Source organism: Euryarchaeota archaeon (genome assembly GCA_016207515.1).
Taxonomy (GTDB): Archaea; Thermoplasmatota; SW-10-69-26; order JACQPN01; family JACQPN01; genus JACQPN01.
In genome coordinates this window covers 1-15,247 of the sequence record JACQPN010000019.1, presented here as the reverse complement: position 1 = coordinate 15,247, position 15,247 = coordinate 1, and the positions used below count along the sequence as shown (strand labels likewise).

Below are 15,247 nucleotides of genomic sequence, written 5' to 3'. Positions count from 1 at the left end.
TGGGAAAGCAGAGGAAGGGCCCTGCGATCGCCGGCTATTTGCCGATCCGGGATCTTGCCGCCCCTACAGCACCCTCAACTGTTCCAACAACGGCTGCACATCCGCCGTCGGCTTCGTGCCCTGGTTAAGGACCGCCTTCGACAGCGGCGCCGCTGCGTAGCTCGGGAGCCTTTTTCTGAGCTTCTCTTCGAACGTTATCCTGTTCTCCTGGTAGAAGACGCCGATGGGGATCTTGTCGCCCCATTCTTGCATCTTGATGAACGCCGCTCCTTTCTTCGCCGCGATCTCCGAATCGTCCTGGTGGTTGTCGACGACGCCGTTGTAGCCCGTCGCTTCGAGCTTGTAGATGCGCGGGTTGTTCGTTCCCAGGTCTTCGCCTGCGAACCAGTCCTTGCTGTGGATGTTGTTGTACGTGGGACAGGGTTGCAGCACGTCGAGAAGGGCCGCGCCCTTGTGCTGCACGGCCATCTTGATCATTTCCTTGAGGTGCTTGGCGTCGAACGCGTAGGCGCGGCCGATCCAAGTGTAGCCGGCGGAAAGCGCGACGGCCAGGGGATTGATCCCCTCGTTGATGTTCTCCTGCGGAAGGGATTTCGTCTTTAGCCCCCCTTTCAACGTGGGCGACGCTTGGCCCTTCGTAAGGCCGTAGACGCCGTTGTTGTAGACGATGTAGGCCATGTCCGTGTTCCGGCGTCCGGCGCCGAGGAAGTGCCCCGCGCCGATCCCGTAGCCGTCGCCGTCGCCTCCGACCGCGATTATCTCCAACTCGGGGTTCGAAAGCTTCGCACCGGTCGCGAACGGAACGACGCGTCCATGGAGCGTGTGGACACCGTACGTGCGGATGTAATGCGGCGTCTTCCCGGAGCAGCCTATCCCGGAGAACATAGTCACGCGGTGGGGCGGGATCGCGAGGTCCGCGAGTGCCATCTGGATGGCGCTAAGGATACCGAAATCGCCGCAGCCCGGGCACCAGTCGTTGTGGACTTCTTCTTCGCGAAACAGTTTGAGGTTAGACGCCATGGGTAAGCACCACCTTGGGGGTCTTCTTGTTGAGGATCTGTTTGACGGCACCGACCACTTCGTCTTCCGTCATGGGCCTGCCGTTGTACTTGATGACCTGATGGTCCATCGCGACACCGGTCTCCTGACGCACGAGGCGGCACATCTGGCCCGAGAAGTTCATCTCCAATCCGACCTTGATCTTCGCCGAAGCGAGGAGCCTGGTCACGACATCCACCGGAAACGGCGACATGAGCCGGATCTGGAGGAGGTTCACCTTCAGCCCCTCGGCCTTCAACCTGTCGATCGCGTCGAGGACGGTGCCCTTGGTCGACCCCCACGAGACGATGGTCACGTCGGCGTGCTTGTCGCCGTAGAGGACCGCCTTCTTGTCGTCGGGGATGTCCTTCAACATCGTCTCCATCTTCTTGGCGCGCTTCTCCATCATGTTGTTGCGGATGACCGGGTCTTCCGTGATGTGGCCGCGTTCCGTGTGCTCGTCGCCGGTGGCCCAGTGTATGCCGCCCTTCATGCCGAGGACCGGGCGGTTCGATATCCCGTCGGCCGAGTAGTTGTAGCGGTTGAAGAGGCCGTCTTCGCTCTTCGCTTCGGTTTCGGCCTCGGTGAGGAGCTTACCGCGGTTGATCACGGCCTTCGACGCGTCGAACATCGGTACGACCTGGCTGTTGTTCGCGAGATTCTTGTCGCAAAGGAGGATCACCGGGGTCTGGTAGGTCTCTGCGTAATTGAACGCGTCCACCGTGTCGAAGAAGCACTGTTCAAGATCACCGGGGGCAAGGACGATCCTCGGATAGTCACCGTGGCCCACGTAGAGGGCGAACTTCAGGTCGCCTTGCTCGTGGCGCGTCGGGAGTCCCGTCGAGGGGCCCGCACGTTGATAGTTGATGACCACGACCGGCACCTCGTTGATGCCGGCCCAGCCCAACCCTTCGGCCATAAGCCCGAAGCCGGGTCCGGAGGTCGAGGTCGATGAACGCACGCCGGTCAGCGCAGAGCCGACGGCCATCGTCACGGCGGCGATCTCGTCTTCCGTTTGGACCACGACGGTCCCGTACTGCGGGTTCTGTTCGAGGAACTCGCTCTCGTCTGTCGCCGGCGTGATCGGGTAGTAGGTCTGGAACTTGCACCCGGCGAGGATCTTCCCCATGCCCACGGCCTGCGACCCTTGGAGGTACATGCGCTTGTCGGATGGCGCTGTCGAGACCTTCTCCAACTTGTGCGGGAAACCTCCAAGGAGCGAGTGGGCGCGGTCGTAGCCCTTCTTCGCCGCGAGGATGTTGTTGTCGGCTATCCCGGCCTTGCCCTTGAACTGGTCCCGGATGACTTCTTCAAGGATCGTGAAGTCGTAGCCCACGGCGCCGAGCGACGCCCCGACGCAGATGGTGTTTTTCATGATGGTGAGTTTCGAGAGCTCGACGATGTTCAGTTCCTTGCCAAGCTCCGCGATGATGTCCCCGTAGGGAAGCGGCACGAGCCGGATGCCCTTCTCCTTGGCGTCCTCAAGCATGTCCGCGACGGTGTCGCCTTTTCCTTTCTTCTTGAGGTAGGCCGTCATCTCCTCTTGGAGCCGATGGTCGAGCGTTCCGATGTCCTCGATCTTCTGTTTGACCAGGGCGGAATCGTAGATCACGGCGGAGCCTGGGACGACCTCGCCCGAGTAGAGGTGGCGGGCGATGGTCTCGTTGTCGTACGATGCGAGGAGGTGGACATCGTTTATGGGGGACCGGACGAGTCTGTCCTCGATCCTCAGCTGGAAGTAGGAGTGTTCGCCCTTGATGTTACTGCAGTACTCACGGCGTCCGTACACGTACAGGCCGCCGCGCGCGCATGAGAGTGCGAACATCCTTGCGGATGAATCGATCCCTGATCCTTGCGGACCTCCGACCATCCAGGAAAACTTGTTTTTTTGCATCGTTCCACGTTCCTTCCTATTCTTGTTAGGGTGATCGTTAGATGGTTCCTCTCTTTGAAGAGTTAGTACTTTCAAGGAAGGGGCGCGGTTCGCATTGGACAATCCATATAAAGGGTTTGTGCCTCGGCCGCAAGGCGCTGCATCATTACTGGCTCTTAAATAGGAAGGGACGCGCTGGCCTCGAGCAGGGACCCGCACCCCGCTTACCCCTGCCCCGCTTCAAGCACCACTAGGATCGAGTCGGCCTCGCGATAGAATTCCACCGCCGCGCGCGCATCGTCCTCGCCCAAAGTCCCCGCTCCGACGGCGGCCGCGACTTCGCCGGCCAAGGCGTGCATGAGCGAGAGCGCTTTCGGCGTGTCGAAGTCGTCGTCAAGGGCCGCGATAAAGGAGGAGCGCGCGGCGGCGACGTCGGGCCTTTGACCCGTGGACTCCGTTGGAAACCCGTCCGAACCACGGACCGTCCGAAGCACCGCGAACGCGGACCTCAACTCCCATAACCGGGCCTGGGCCGCCTTCAACGCCTCCGCCGAGTATTCGAGCGCGTCCCTGTACTTCTTGGAGAGGAGGAAATACCGCAACGTCCCGGGATCCGTGATGCCGAGGAGATCGCGGACCGTCACGTAGTTGCCGACGGACTTCGACATCTTCGTATCGCCCATCGTCACGAAGCCATTATGGACGTAGAAATCGCAGAAGGGCTTGCTCGTCGCCGCGCACACCGCGGCTCGTCCCGCCTCGTGATGCGGGTAGATGAGGTCGAGTCCTCCACCGTGGAGGTCGACCCGTCCACTTAGGTGGCGGATCGCCATCGCCGGGCATTCGATGTGCCAACCGGGGCGCCCTCGGCCCCACGGGGAATCCCACGTGGCGCCGGCATCCTCCGTGAACCGCCAGATCGCAAAGTCCCGTTGGTCCTTCCTGCCGTCCACCGGAGGCTTCATCGGCGGGAGACGGCCGGCAAGGTCGCCAAAGCACGGTGAGTGGGCCGCGTCGAAGAAGCAGCCAGCATCGTTGCAGTATGCTTGGCCGCTTGCGATGAGCGACTTGGCGAGTTCGATGATGTCGCCGATGTGCTCGGTCGCCCGCGGCTCGACGTCGGGAGGGAGTGTCCGAAGCCGCGCCATGTCCTCCTTGAAGGAGCGAAGGTAATGCTCCGCCGTCTCCACCACCGAACTCCCGCGTTTTCTTGCGACGAGTGGAAGGCGGTCGGAAATGTCCGTGAAGTTCTGGACGTGGCGGATCCGGTAACCGGAGTGGACAAGGTATCGCTTGAGCGCGTCGTAGAAGACGTACGAGCGCGCGTGCCCGATGTGCGCGTGGTCGTAGACGGTGGGCCCGCACACGTACATCGAGACGAACTCCGGGTGACGCGGCTTGAATGCTTCAACGCTTCTCGAGAGCGTGTTGTAGAGCCGCAGCGTCAACCTTTCTCAAGCCCCCCGAGACTGTAGATGGATGACAACGTCATCGCCGGGGCGCGGCCACGGGACATGAGTGTCGTTCGAACGGCCTCCTTGAACCCCATGCGGCCGAAAAGCGCCACCGCCTTCGCGTTGGCCCCCGGGACGGCGACCTCCACAGTTCCCGCGTACCCGGCTGTTGCCGAGCGCACGAGGGCTTCAGCGTCGCGCGTCTCGCCGCTTCCGACCACAAGCGGGCCCAACACGCCGTCGTGCAGGAGCGCATAACCGGTGACCGGGTTCCCGGTGGCGGCCGCGTTGTCCTTGAACTCGGAGAGGAGTCGGCGTAGCGTTCGCGACCGGTCCGCGCCGAAGACCGTCCGATCCATCATGATCACGGATTCGAGGTGGGCCGGCGTAAGGCGCATCGAGGCGGGCGCCGCCCGGCCGTCGATTTCTCCCGCGAGGGCAAGCACGTGGCCCTCTTGTACGAAACCAAGCCTCTCGTACATCTTCACGGCGACGGCGGTCGAGGCGAGGCGCACGGCCTTGGCCCCGGCGCCTTCCAATTCGGCGATCGTCGCCTCCACCAGTCGCCGCCCGATGCCGCCGCCTCGTTCCGAAGCCTTGACGGCGACGTTCCCGAGCCAACCGAGCTCGCCATGAAGCGTCCCCATGGCGACCCCTAGGAGGCCGGCATCGCGCTCGGCGACCACGGATAGGCTTGGGCTCAATTCGAAAAGCCTGCTTATCTCATGTGGAAGGAAGGCCCAGCCGGCCTCGTTGAGAAGAGCCGAGACGGAGCGCACGTCGTCGCGTTCCATCATCCTGAAAGTCAGCGTCGCGGGCGTCAAAGCTTGTCCTTCCCCTTGGTCATGCCTTCGTCACATGAATGGCCCCCGTGCGTGAGGAAATCGTTCGCCGCCCGGCCGTGCTTTATCTGGCAGGGGCCGTACTCGTCGTCCTCGGCGCCGTACCAGTAACGGCATTCGCGGCAGAACAGGGGACGATCGTCAAGGCGCGGGGGGGCGCCTCGATGGCCGGGCGCGCCCTTGTCTGGGGTCGGACTCAATGTGCGACAGTACGGGGAGCCCCGTTATGCCGTTTCGGTTACTGGTGCGTCATAGGAAGGGCTCGCGCTTCGGACTTTGCCCAAGCGACGGGCGCCGCGGGCGACGGCCGACGCGCAGTCCACCATAGAATTCAAGGAAAGTTGATATAGAAGGACGCATCCTTTTTGGCAGTTCGATGAGAGCGCAGATACTGGAGGAGACGCGCCGTGTCCTTGCCACCGCAGGCTTCTCACTATCCGAGAAATGCGATGTCCGACCGTTAAGTTTCGACGTCATCGCAAGGCGCGGCGAGGAGATGCTCGTCGTGAAGGTCCTCACGAACGTGGACTCCATTTCCGAAAACGTCGCCTCGGAACTACGCGTCATCGCGAAGTTCATCGGAGGGACACCGCTCCTTGTGGGCGAGCGCTCGTCCGCGGGGGATCTCGAACAGGGAGCGCTCTACGTGCGCCATGGTGTCACCATCACGAGCCTGGAGACGCTGGAGGATTTCCTCGTGGGCGAAACGCCGCCGCTTGTCTTTGCCGGGCCGGGCGGTTTCTACGTCCACGTGGACGGGGCGACGCTGCGGCGGCTACGCGAGGAACGCGCGATCTCCCTCGGCCAACTGGCTGAAGTAGCAGGCGTGTCCCGTCGGGCCATCGCCATGTACGAGGAGGGGATGAACGCGATGGTCGACGTCGTATTGAGGATGGAGGAGTTCCTCGAAGCCCCGATCAGCCGGCCCCTCGACCCGTTCGCCTTCGATCCCGCCAAGGTCTCGCACCCATCACGGTTGGAGAACCTCCAGGAAGGACTGCTACGAGACGCCCTCTTGGAATTCCGTAGACTCGGTTACGACGTCGCCGAGACGCAGCGGAGCCCGTTCTCGGCCGTGAGCGCCGCAAGGAAGACCCTCATCTTCACCGGCGTATCCGAGGGGGAAGCGGACTTCAAGGCCCGCGCCCGGGCGCTTGCCGACATCGCCGGCCTCACGGGCAAACACGCGGTATTCGTCGTGCGCGAGATGCGCACGAAGACGTCCGTCGAGGGGACCGCGCTCGTCGGCGAGACAGAAATGGAGAAGATGGATTCCGCCGACGAGATGGTCTCCGTGATCGAGGAAAGGCGAAAGAAGACGGAGTAGGGCGATCACGCCTGGCGAACGCCCGTAAGTGCGCATGAAGCGGCGGCCACGACCCCTTTGTTTTCGAAGTATCGTCTGCAGGTGCTTAGTTCGCGGGGACGGGAGGCGCGGGCCTTTCCGGAGGCGCCGCCGGCGTCGCAGCACCCGCACCGGGCGCCGTCGCCTGGGGCTTTGCCGGCGCAGGTTGAGACGGCGGGGCGGGCGGGGTCATGAGGCCCGCGGACACGGCGACGACGTCCACGATGTCGAGGATCTCCAACCCGATCTTTCCAACGGTGTTCGCCTCCTCGAGGTTGAGGATGCAGGTCCCGCAGGTCGTGACGACCGTCTGGACTCCCATGGCCTTGAGTTCATTGAGCCGGTTCGTGGCCATCCTTTGGGCCTTGTCCTTGTAACCCTGCCGCATACCGGCGCCAGCACCGCAGGAGACGAAATCCGGGGCTTCCATGAGTTCGAGGGAGGGGACTTTCTTGAGTAACGCACTACCCGACGGCCCGATCGCCAGTCGGTGGCCGCACCCAGGATACCAGACGACCTTCTTCGGGAACGGGGCCGTCAACTTGATCTTTCCCGAATCGACCCATTCTCTCATCGCGGTGACGATCGACTTCGCCTCGACCTCCCACTCCAACCCTTCCGCGGCCGCAGCCTCCTTCCATTCCTTACTTATCGTCCGGTGGCAGTCAGGGCTCACCGAAAGGATCTGGCCGTGGTTCTTCGCCGCCACCGCCTTCACGTTATGTAGGATCGTCTCGCGGGCCTCGGTCTCGTGGCCCGTCCGAAGCAGTGTGTCTCCGCAGCACCATTCATCGGCACCTAGGTGGGCGAGTTGGATGCCGGCGGCCTTGGCGATGGCGGCGGCGTTCTTCGCCGTGTTCGGTTTCGAATATGACGCGGTGCATCCGGCGTAGAGGAGCGTGGTCGCCGTCGGGACGAAGGCGAGGCCCGTCGCCCACGTATTCCGGTCCTTGTGGGGCCTTCCGATGGGATTGTGTTCTTTTTTCACGGATCCGGCCATCGCCGCGAAGGCGGTGTTCGAGCCGGCCCCCCGTTCCACGAAGGTCGACCTCAGTCCCTCGAAAACGGATACGAGCGGGATCTTCGACGGGCAGACCTCCTCGCATCGACGGCACGCTGTGCACTCGTGAAGCGTCGGCAGGCTCCGTTTGATGACCTTGCCGGTTCCCGTGAGCACGTACGACGCCAGGTTCACGCGGCCCCGTGGGAGGGCGGATTCCCATTGGTCGACTTCGCCGACGGGGCAGACGTTCGAACACCAGCCGCACGACGAGCAGGTGGTGACGTCATGGGCGAGCTTCGAGAGTCCGCGTGATGCGTTGACGGCGCCCGAGGCCCTCCAGATGGCAAGCGAGGCGGAATCCTCCTTCGCGGCGCCCTTGTAGGGGAATTGGCCGCGAAGGGGCATCATCAAAGGCTTGTTCATCTTCATGAAGGATGCAAGGTCCATGGGCGGGGCAAGGGAGAGGTGTGCCGGGAAGATCTTCCCCGGGTTCATGAGGTCCTTCGGGTCATACTTTCGCCGGAAGTCGCGCCAGCGGTTCATCCGCTCCCATCCGTACGCTCTCTTCGATTCACCCGGGAAAAGCAGGCCAGCGGATGCGACCCGGCCACCGAACCTCTTCACCGAATCGACGATGGCGACGGAATTCGCGTGCGTCAGGACGTAATCCGGTCGACGCTCGTCCGCGAGGCCTTGGCAGACAAGGAGCACTTCGCGCGGACCCACCGCGAGGCACCAGATACCGAACTCCTCGAGCTTTGCCGCCTTGCGCGCGGCCTCCAGGGCCTCGAACAGCCGATCCGCCGGCACCACGACCTCCGCAGTCACGAGGCTCGGGCCCATCCGCTTCACGGAGATCTGGTTGAACCTGTTGTCCCATTCCCTCTTGGCGAGGTCCCCTTTCGCGACCTCTCCACCGAACGCCTTCACGACGTCATCGAGGCGCGACTGGAGCGCAGCCAATCTCTCCTTCGGCGCCGCGAGGAGGATCGCTTCCGCGTCGCCGGGAAGGAGTTTCGTCCCTTGGGCGTCGTTTCTCATCACGGAGAACTCGCGCGTCGACATGTGGAGATTCCAGAGCGGAAGCCGGGAGAGGGCCTCGAACGCCTTGCACGCCTTCTCGGGGTCCTTGAAGGTGATGAGGAGAGGCTCGACCGCCTCCATCCTCTTCACCCGCAGGGTGAGACGCGTGATGAACCCGGTCGTGCCTTCGGCGTCCACCACGAGGTCGAGGTCGCTTCCCTTGAGGGTCACCTGTTTTCCGTCCGGGCGCACCATGTCGGCCTCGACGACCTGGTCGCCGAACGACCCGAATTCGAGGCTCCCGTAGCCGCCACCGCCCAACGCGACGCGGCCCCCGACCGTCGAACCCGGGGCGGTGGTCGGATGGGTGCGTAGCGACAATCCCTTCGCATTGAGCGTCTTCTCGAGGGTAAGGAAGTTGATCCCAGGCTCGACCGTGCAAGTCAGCGCGGTCTCGTCGATGGCGAGGACCCGGTTGAAGCCGCGCATGTCCACGACCAAACCGTCCTCGGCGGGGTGCGAGGCCCCGTTCCATGAGGTGCCAGCCCCGCGGGGTGTCACGGGGAGAAGATGCGTCTTGGCGAAGCGCAGGGCGTGGTACAGGTCGGAGGAATCGCGCGCACGGATGACGGCCGCGGCGCGCGTCTTCAACATGATCCGTAGCGGCGCAGGTAGGGCACCCCCGTCATGGGAATAGATGAGCCGTTCGTTCCAGTCGAGGGAGACGCGGTCCCCGAACGTGTGCATGAGGTCCCGCTTCTGTCCGTCCGTGAGCTCCTTCCTTAACGGATCGAACCGCGCCATCGCCTTCTGCGGGTGCATGATCATATCTTGGAGCTGCAACGTTGAACGCCTCGCGCGGGAAGGCGGATGTCCTTATTTAAACGTGGCGACCTCATGGATCGCACTTCCAACAGATGAAAAACGGCGAGATCGCCTTCGCAAAGAGGCCGCCACAAGAACGACGTCCGTCGCCCGGTCGGGCACCGCGCGCCAACGGGCGGCCCACGCGCACGGAGGCGACGTGCGTCACGACCATGGTTCGGGTTCTGCGACGCAGAAGAGTGACGGTGCAACTGGCCCGCTGCATACAAACGTCAACCACGGCTGAAACGTCACTTTGAGCGACGGTTTTCCTCGCGTGAGTCTATTCTCTACCCATGATCCGACGTGGACGCGGTCGTGGTTCCACTCGGATTTTCGATTTGCGAGACTAAGTCACCGGCATGTTACTGCTCGGAAGAAATGCAACGCTTGTTAGATTTAAAACGTACGCATGGACAATAGGTTTCCTCCTTAGAGTGACCAACACGCGCGTCAAGGACTGGTCATGGAAAGATGACGATTCTTGTGGGCGATGGACCGATTCTTTCGTGTGAGAATACACTGTGCAGATTTTCACCCTGGTCAATCACGATTCTTTAGATACCGACCCGCGCCATATCTAGTTGCGATGCGGATCTCGCGTCGTCGGAGAGGGATGCAATGAAGAAATTCGACATACGTGATTACACGATGGTGTTCCACGTGCCGCGCGAGCCCGGGGACCCCGTGCCGCCGACAGGAGAATCGCTCCTGTTCATGAAACCGAACAGGGAACAACCGCGCCTCGGGCGAGTGCCGTTCCATGTGAGTGTCGCATTCGCCATGGATGGGACCAACGAGGCTGCGGGAAAAGCATTGATGACGGGTGCGCCCGCGCCGGCGATGAAGGCCGCGCGGCGCGGGGCCGCCCCCGAGACGCGAAACAGCAGGTGAAGATCACACGCCCGGGCCCGAAGAGGGCCCGGTGCCTCCTTCTCTAAATTCGCGAAAACCTATTCTTTCTCTAATATTTCGCGAGACTCTATCAGCAAAGTATTATCGTCTGTCACTCACTACGGTGACATACAACACGTTAAGATGGAAAGCGTGTTTGTAACTCCGGTGGGTGACAACCGTGAAGCGGCTTGAAGCCGTGGTTGGAGCCCCCGAGATGGGACGGCAGAAAGAGACGAATTCGTAACCCGGTGACCGGACCCCCAGAGGGTCTTGATCCGGCGCGCGGATGCGCTCGGATTCTGCCGCCACAGATGGGAGGATAATCCAATGGGAAAATGGTTGGTGTTACTGGTAGCTGGGGCTATCGTCGTTCCGATAGCCTCGGCTAATCCCATCGCCTCGAAATCGGCGGTGGAAGGGCATACGTCCTACGTGGACATAGTGATCGACGAGACCCCGACGATAAGCCTCGGGGCCGTAGCCGGGTCCGTGACCTGCCGTGTGACGGCGAACATACTCTGGTTCAACGACCAGGAACTGTTCCGCCTGGCGCCGACGGCCAATTGCCTCGGAAGCAAAAGGTTCGTCTACGCGACGGAGCACCTTACGCCCGATCCTCGCGGGAACCCCACGTTGAACAGGACCGGCCTGTACTTCGACTTCTCGGACCCGAACGGGATACCGTGGCATGTCGTCGAGTACACTTACTCTCAGGCCAGCGTGAGGGCCAACGGTGTCCTCGACCCGCAGGTCCTTCTCCTGGGGCTCGACCTCCAGGTGAAGAGGTACTACACCTACGTCGTCGAGATCGGGCCCATGACGCGGGACCCGACGATCAACAAGGACTACAATTTCGTCGATGTGGTGGACCTCGGAAAGTTCCTCACGACCTGCGACGGCTGCGAAACGCATAGCGGCAGTCCCGGCGCCGTCGAGAACGGGAACAGCCATAATCAGTACAGTCCCTACGAGGAGCACCTATTCCCGCACAACCACGACAAGGTCGACGTGGACATGTTCCTGGGCGTTCAGCCGCCGAACTATTACGCAAGATAAGGAGGCCCAGCGCCGGCCATCCTGCTGGATGGCCGGCTAAGGATCACGAAGGGAGGAACGCCTTCCCTTCTTCACCATCGATAGAGGGGAGATTGCCTTCTCCCTTCTTCACGTCACACGCGAAGGAAAGTCCGCCTTTCCTTCTTCACATTGAACAGGGTCGCGCAAAGGAGGCAGACCCCCTGACGATGACGTCCTAGGGGAGGGTTTTTCCCACCCTCCCCTGGGCCCATCTGTGATTTTCCCAGGGACCAGGGGAGTAGCGGGCGAGACGTTCGAGTCCGCGGGCCTCCCCTGGGCCCATCTGCGTTCTTCCCGAGGACCGGGGGAGTAGGGGGCGAGTCTTGCGAGTTCGGGGGCCTTCTATGCCTAGCTCTGTCCCGTTGGCAGCTAGTTTCTTGAAGCCATTCCCCTCTCCGGGACGCGTGGTCGCTTCGAGGCTTACGGGTTTTCGCGAGGAATGGCTCCGGGCCGCAGACGGCACCCTTATCCTCTCGAACGGCGAGGACGAATCCGAGGTCTTGACCGCCGTCAAGAACGCCGGCTTGCACCACGAACTGCTTGGTGGGTACCGCGGCTTCCTTTGGCATCGCCTGACTCCCGGTCCAGCGCTTCTTTGCGTCGCAGGCGTCGGGGCGCCGAACGTCGAACTGGCGCTCGCCGACGTGAAAGGGCACGGACTCGAGCGCGTCGTCCGTTACGCGACGTGCGGCAGCCTCGCGAAGGACCTCCTGCCCGGCGACGTGGTGATCGCCCGAGAAGGCGTCGCCTTCCATGACGGTGTGGCGAGCGTCGGGGCCGGTCAGGGGATCGTGCGGACCCACGCCGATTCCGGGCTTCTCGGTGAACTGCAGCGGGCGCTACGCGCTAGCGGGACGAAAGGCAGGACCGGTGTGGTCATGGGAGCGTCCTTTTTCCACGACCCTCCACCGGGCCCTATCGCCGTCGCATACGATTCAATGTTGAAAAGCGGGTCCGTTGACGCGCTCGACATGGAAACGGGCACCTTGTTCTGGTCGGCTCGTGCCGCGCGGGTGCCCGCCGGCTCGGTCGTAGGGGTCGCGAATCCCGTGGGCGATCATGGTTTGGACGGGCCAGCGGGACTTTCCGGCGGGGCCCGCGTCATCGCGCAGTGGCTTCGTTCGAGCGCATCCAAACATGGCGAGGGGAGCGTCTGATGGGGCGCCTCCTCGACGAATCCGTCCGCCGCTCCACGGTCGTGAAGTTCGGCACCTACGATTATTTCGTGCACCCTTTGACCGACGGGATTCCAGCGATCGAACCCGCTCTTCTAGACGAGGTGGCCTCGGAACTCATGAAGATCGGCGACTTCCGGGCCGACGCTTTGGTCACCGTCGAGGCGATGGGGATCCCCGTCGCGGTGGCGGTGTCGGAGCGCACGGGCGTGCCGCTCAACATCGTCCGCAAGAGGGCGTACAGACTTCCCGGCGAGGCAAGAATCGCACAGACGACCGGCTATTCCAAGACGGAGCTTTTCATCAACGGGCTCGCACGCGGCATGCGCGTCACGGTGATCGACGACGTGGTATCGACCGGCGGCACCCTTGGTACCCTTATCGACGCATTGCGCGGTCTTGGCGTCGGATTGGTCGACGTGGTCGTCGTCTTCGAGAAAGGCGATGGGAGGCGCATCGTGGAGTCGAGGCACTCGATCAAGGTGAAGACGCTTTGCCGCGTTGAGATCGACTCCGGTCGCGCGCTTCCAAGTAGCCCCCCGGCTTGAATCTGGAAAGCCACCTCGCCGGGTTCTAGACGGCGCCGGTTCGTCGCTCACTCCAGCCCGGTGAGCGCCAATTGTTTGAGCCCGTCGTATGCGATCTTCGCAAGCTTTGGAAGGTTCTCGATATCCGCCCGGTTGTACTCGAGGAGGAGTTCGAGGGCTCGCGAGTCGCCGTTACGCTCCCATTTCTGCCACATCTTGACCGCGTCGTAGCCCGTGAGTCCTTTGACGTCTCCCTCGCGGCCCATCCCCACTTGGTCTTCGATGCGTTTCAGTCCGCCCCGTAGACCCAGTCTTGCCAACCCGAAGCGCAGGTCCGCATGCGGGACCTTCGGGAACCGGATCCCCACCGTCCTCATCGCCGGTATGTCGAATTGGCTCCCGTTGAACGTGACGAACATCTTGTAACGGGCAAGGTCCGCGCTCACGGCGCGGCGCGTGAGGTCCCTGCCGCGGACGAACTGCGTCGTGCCCCTGCGCGAGTGGATGCCGATCACGGTGATATCCGCGTCCTTCCCCATCCCCGTGGTCTCGATGTCAAGGAACGCTGCATCTTGTCCGAATTCCTTGAGAGCCCGCCAGTGTTCGCCGTTCGGGAGCCAAAGGGCGAATAGCCTCGGGTTTCCTGCGACTAGTTGCGCCGAGGCGGTCTCCAGGAGTTCCCGATGCGTCTCCTCCTGCCACGCGGGAAGGCGCATCGCCGGCATCTTCGAGAGGTACTTCGCCCAATCGGAGATACCTGAGCCCCAGAGTCGCCGCTCGGTCTTCGCCCCGACGCCCGGGAGGAAAATGAAGGAGTTCCGTAGCAACGCGCCCCGAAGAACGGGAGGTCAAAAGAACCTGCCGTCTGGGGAAACGAAAGACGTCGACCGGCTTCAGGAGAGACCCATCGAACCCCCGTTGGCTGGGACGCGGGGCGCCTCGGCGGCCGTTACAAGCGCGTCGATGACCTTGTTACGGATCTCGGACGCGACCACGTAGCCCGTCGGCCGTTCGGGATGCGCCTGGACAATCCCGCTCGATGCGAGGCGAGAGACATGGAAGTTCACGGTACTCTTCGCGAACTCAAGGCGGCCCCTCATCTCGGCCTGCGTTATCCCGGGCTCGAGGAGGACGAGCTTGGCAATCTTGCGGCGGACGTCCGAGTCGAACGCGAGGATGTAGCCCTTCTCGTTGACACCGAAGGAGTTGTGGTTCTCGAACAAGCGAAGGAAACGACCCTTCCTCGCCAACTCAATGTGACGATAATCCGCAAGGACGCGAGAGTGATGAAGAGCGGTCTTGAAATCGATGCCCAACAGGCGAGCCGTATCGGAAACGGAGATGCCAGGACTCTTCTTTATGAGCGCAAGCATCTGCTGACGAATCGGATTGTCAAGGACCTTGCGCTCGTGAAGACGACGGTAGAGGGCCAGGATAAGCGGAACCAGGATGGACGCCGCAATGGCTTGGACAGATACAGTCGGAGTTTCCCCAATTCTAGACGCGGGAATCACGCTTTGCCCGAGTCGTGTTTGAATCACGGAATCCCCGAGCACTATTGGTCCGCCAGTAGGGCGTCTCGTGTCGGAGTCCTGCAACGGAGCGGGTTGCTCAGGCCTTAACCCCCTCGGGGGAGACACATCAAGAATCGTTGCCGTTTCCTCGAGGGCGCGACCGTGCGATTCGAATTGGGGTGCGTCATTGGCGTGGAACCCAACTCCGGGAACCGACGTCCAAAAAAGGATTTGCGGGGTCTCGTCGTAAAATGTGGCGAAGGCAGGGTCTGTAACGATCTTGGTGGAAACGCCCGGCATCGATGGATCGTTGCAGACGCCAAGGAACGACATGTTCGTGTTGTCGTCGGAATCACCGGTGGAAATCCATGGGGGGCCCTCCACGTGATCGTACTCGGAAACCCCTCGGTACCCTATCTCCTGGTACGTCACGTCACGAATCCAATCCGGGACCAGCGGACGATCGCCGGGCGATCCCACGGCGTCACGAATGGTTGGATTATCAATCGCGACAGTGGTGCGCACCCCTGTGGTTTGGACAACTCTCGTGTTTGATTATTTAGCATTTCTGTTCACCTTTCCTGATTTATCGTTGCAACGAGATGTTGCCTGTAC

Annotated in this window: 13 protein-coding genes; 5 read left to right on the top strand and 8 right to left on the bottom strand. The window is 62.2% G+C overall.

Annotated features, from left to right (window positions below):
- Positions 1–63: 63 nt before the first annotated feature.
- The 5 genes from HY556_07570 to HY556_07550 form a co-directional block, all read right to left on the bottom strand.
- Positions 64–1,020, bottom strand: a complete 957-nt coding sequence (locus tag HY556_07570; protein ID MBI4393635.1) for a 2-oxoacid:ferredoxin oxidoreductase subunit beta — start codon at positions 1,018–1,020, stop codon at positions 64–66.
- The gene (locus tag HY556_07565; GenBank protein MBI4393634.1) at positions 1,010–2,932 is read right to left on the bottom strand and encodes a 2-oxoacid:acceptor oxidoreductase subunit alpha; all 1,923 of its coding nucleotides are present in this window, start codon (positions 2,930–2,932) and stop codon (positions 1,010–1,012) included. The genes HY556_07570 and HY556_07565 overlap by 11 nt, the downstream gene beginning before the upstream one ends.
- Positions 2,933–3,135: 203 nt before the next feature.
- Positions 3,136–4,359: a cysteine--tRNA ligase gene (locus tag HY556_07560; protein ID MBI4393633.1), complete on the bottom strand. Its 1,224-nt coding sequence runs from the start codon at positions 4,357–4,359 to the stop codon at positions 3,136–3,138.
- Entirely contained in the window at positions 4,356–5,189 is an 834-nt protein-coding gene (locus HY556_07555) for a GNAT family N-acetyltransferase (protein MBI4393632.1), read from the bottom strand. The genes HY556_07560 and HY556_07555 overlap by 4 nt, the downstream gene beginning before the upstream one ends.
- Positions 5,186–5,407 (bottom strand): hypothetical protein, encoded by a 222-nt coding sequence (locus tag HY556_07550; protein MBI4393631.1) that lies wholly within the window; start codon positions 5,405–5,407, stop codon positions 5,186–5,188. The genes HY556_07555 and HY556_07550 overlap by 4 nt, the downstream gene beginning before the upstream one ends.
- Positions 5,408–5,583: 176 nt before the next feature.
- On the opposite strand from HY556_07550, the gene HY556_07545 reads away from it, so the two are divergent.
- The gene (locus HY556_07545; GenBank protein MBI4393630.1) at positions 5,584–6,534 is read left to right on the top strand and encodes a transcriptional regulator; all 951 of its coding nucleotides are present in this window, start codon (positions 5,584–5,586) and stop codon (positions 6,532–6,534) included.
- Between the two features lie 85 nt (positions 6,535–6,619).
- Here HY556_07545 and HY556_07540 read toward each other — a convergent pair whose 3' ends face one another.
- Entirely contained in the window at positions 6,620–9,421 is a 2,802-nt protein-coding gene (locus HY556_07540) for an FAD-binding oxidoreductase (protein MBI4393629.1), read from the bottom strand.
- A gap of 642 nt (positions 9,422–10,063) precedes the next feature.
- Here HY556_07540 and HY556_07535 point away from each other — a divergent pair.
- From HY556_07535 to HY556_07520, 4 genes are all read left to right on the top strand, one after another.
- Positions 10,064–10,336, top strand: a complete 273-nt coding sequence (locus HY556_07535; protein ID MBI4393628.1) for a hypothetical protein — start codon at positions 10,064–10,066, stop codon at positions 10,334–10,336.
- A gap of 330 nt (positions 10,337–10,666) precedes the next feature.
- Complete coding sequence (locus tag HY556_07530) at positions 10,667–11,395, top strand: hypothetical protein (protein MBI4393627.1); 729 nt, start codon at positions 10,667–10,669, stop codon at positions 11,393–11,395.
- Between the two features lie 425 nt (positions 11,396–11,820).
- Positions 11,821–12,573, top strand: coding sequence for a hypothetical protein (locus HY556_07525; protein ID MBI4393626.1), 753 nt, complete (start codon positions 11,821–11,823; stop codon positions 12,571–12,573).
- Complete coding sequence (locus HY556_07520; protein MBI4393625.1) at positions 12,573–13,139, top strand: adenine phosphoribosyltransferase; 567 nt, start codon at positions 12,573–12,575, stop codon at positions 13,137–13,139. Before HY556_07525 ends, HY556_07520 begins: the two co-directional genes overlap by 1 nt.
- A 47-nt stretch (positions 13,140–13,186) precedes the next feature.
- On the opposite strand, the gene HY556_07515 is transcribed toward HY556_07520, so the two are convergent.
- Both HY556_07515 and HY556_07510 read right to left on the bottom strand, forming a co-directional pair.
- Positions 13,187–13,945 (bottom strand): ribonuclease H-like domain-containing protein, encoded by a 759-nt coding sequence (locus HY556_07515; GenBank protein MBI4393624.1) that lies wholly within the window; start codon positions 13,943–13,945, stop codon positions 13,187–13,189.
- Between the two features lie 66 nt (positions 13,946–14,011).
- The gene (locus tag HY556_07510) at positions 14,012–14,491 is read right to left on the bottom strand and encodes a winged helix-turn-helix transcriptional regulator (protein ID MBI4393623.1); all 480 of its coding nucleotides are present in this window, start codon (positions 14,489–14,491) and stop codon (positions 14,012–14,014) included.
- Positions 14,492–15,247: the final 756 nt, after the last annotated feature.

Excerpts from the sequence above, each read along its gene's own strand:
- HY556_07570 (MBI4393635.1), bottom strand. The coding sequence starts at position 1,020 with ATGGCGTCTAACCTCAAACTGTTTCGCGAAGAAGAAGTCCACAACGAC.
- HY556_07565 (MBI4393634.1), bottom strand. The coding sequence starts at position 2,932 with ATGCAAAAAAACAAGTTTTCCTGGATGGTCGGAGGTCCGCAAGGATCA.
- HY556_07545 (MBI4393630.1), top strand. The coding sequence starts at position 5,584 with ATGAGAGCGCAGATACTGGAGGAGACGCGCCGTGTCCTTGCCACCGCA.
- HY556_07535 (MBI4393628.1), top strand. The coding sequence starts at position 10,064 with ATGAAGAAATTCGACATACGTGATTACACGATGGTGTTCCACGTGCCG.
- HY556_07530 (MBI4393627.1), top strand. The coding sequence starts at position 10,667 with ATGGGAAAATGGTTGGTGTTACTGGTAGCTGGGGCTATCGTCGTTCCG.
- HY556_07520 (MBI4393625.1), top strand. The coding sequence starts at position 12,573 with ATGGGGCGCCTCCTCGACGAATCCGTCCGCCGCTCCACGGTCGTGAAG.
- HY556_07510 (MBI4393623.1), bottom strand. The coding sequence starts at position 14,491 with ATGCTTGCGCTCATAAAGAAGAGTCCTGGCATCTCCGTTTCCGATACG.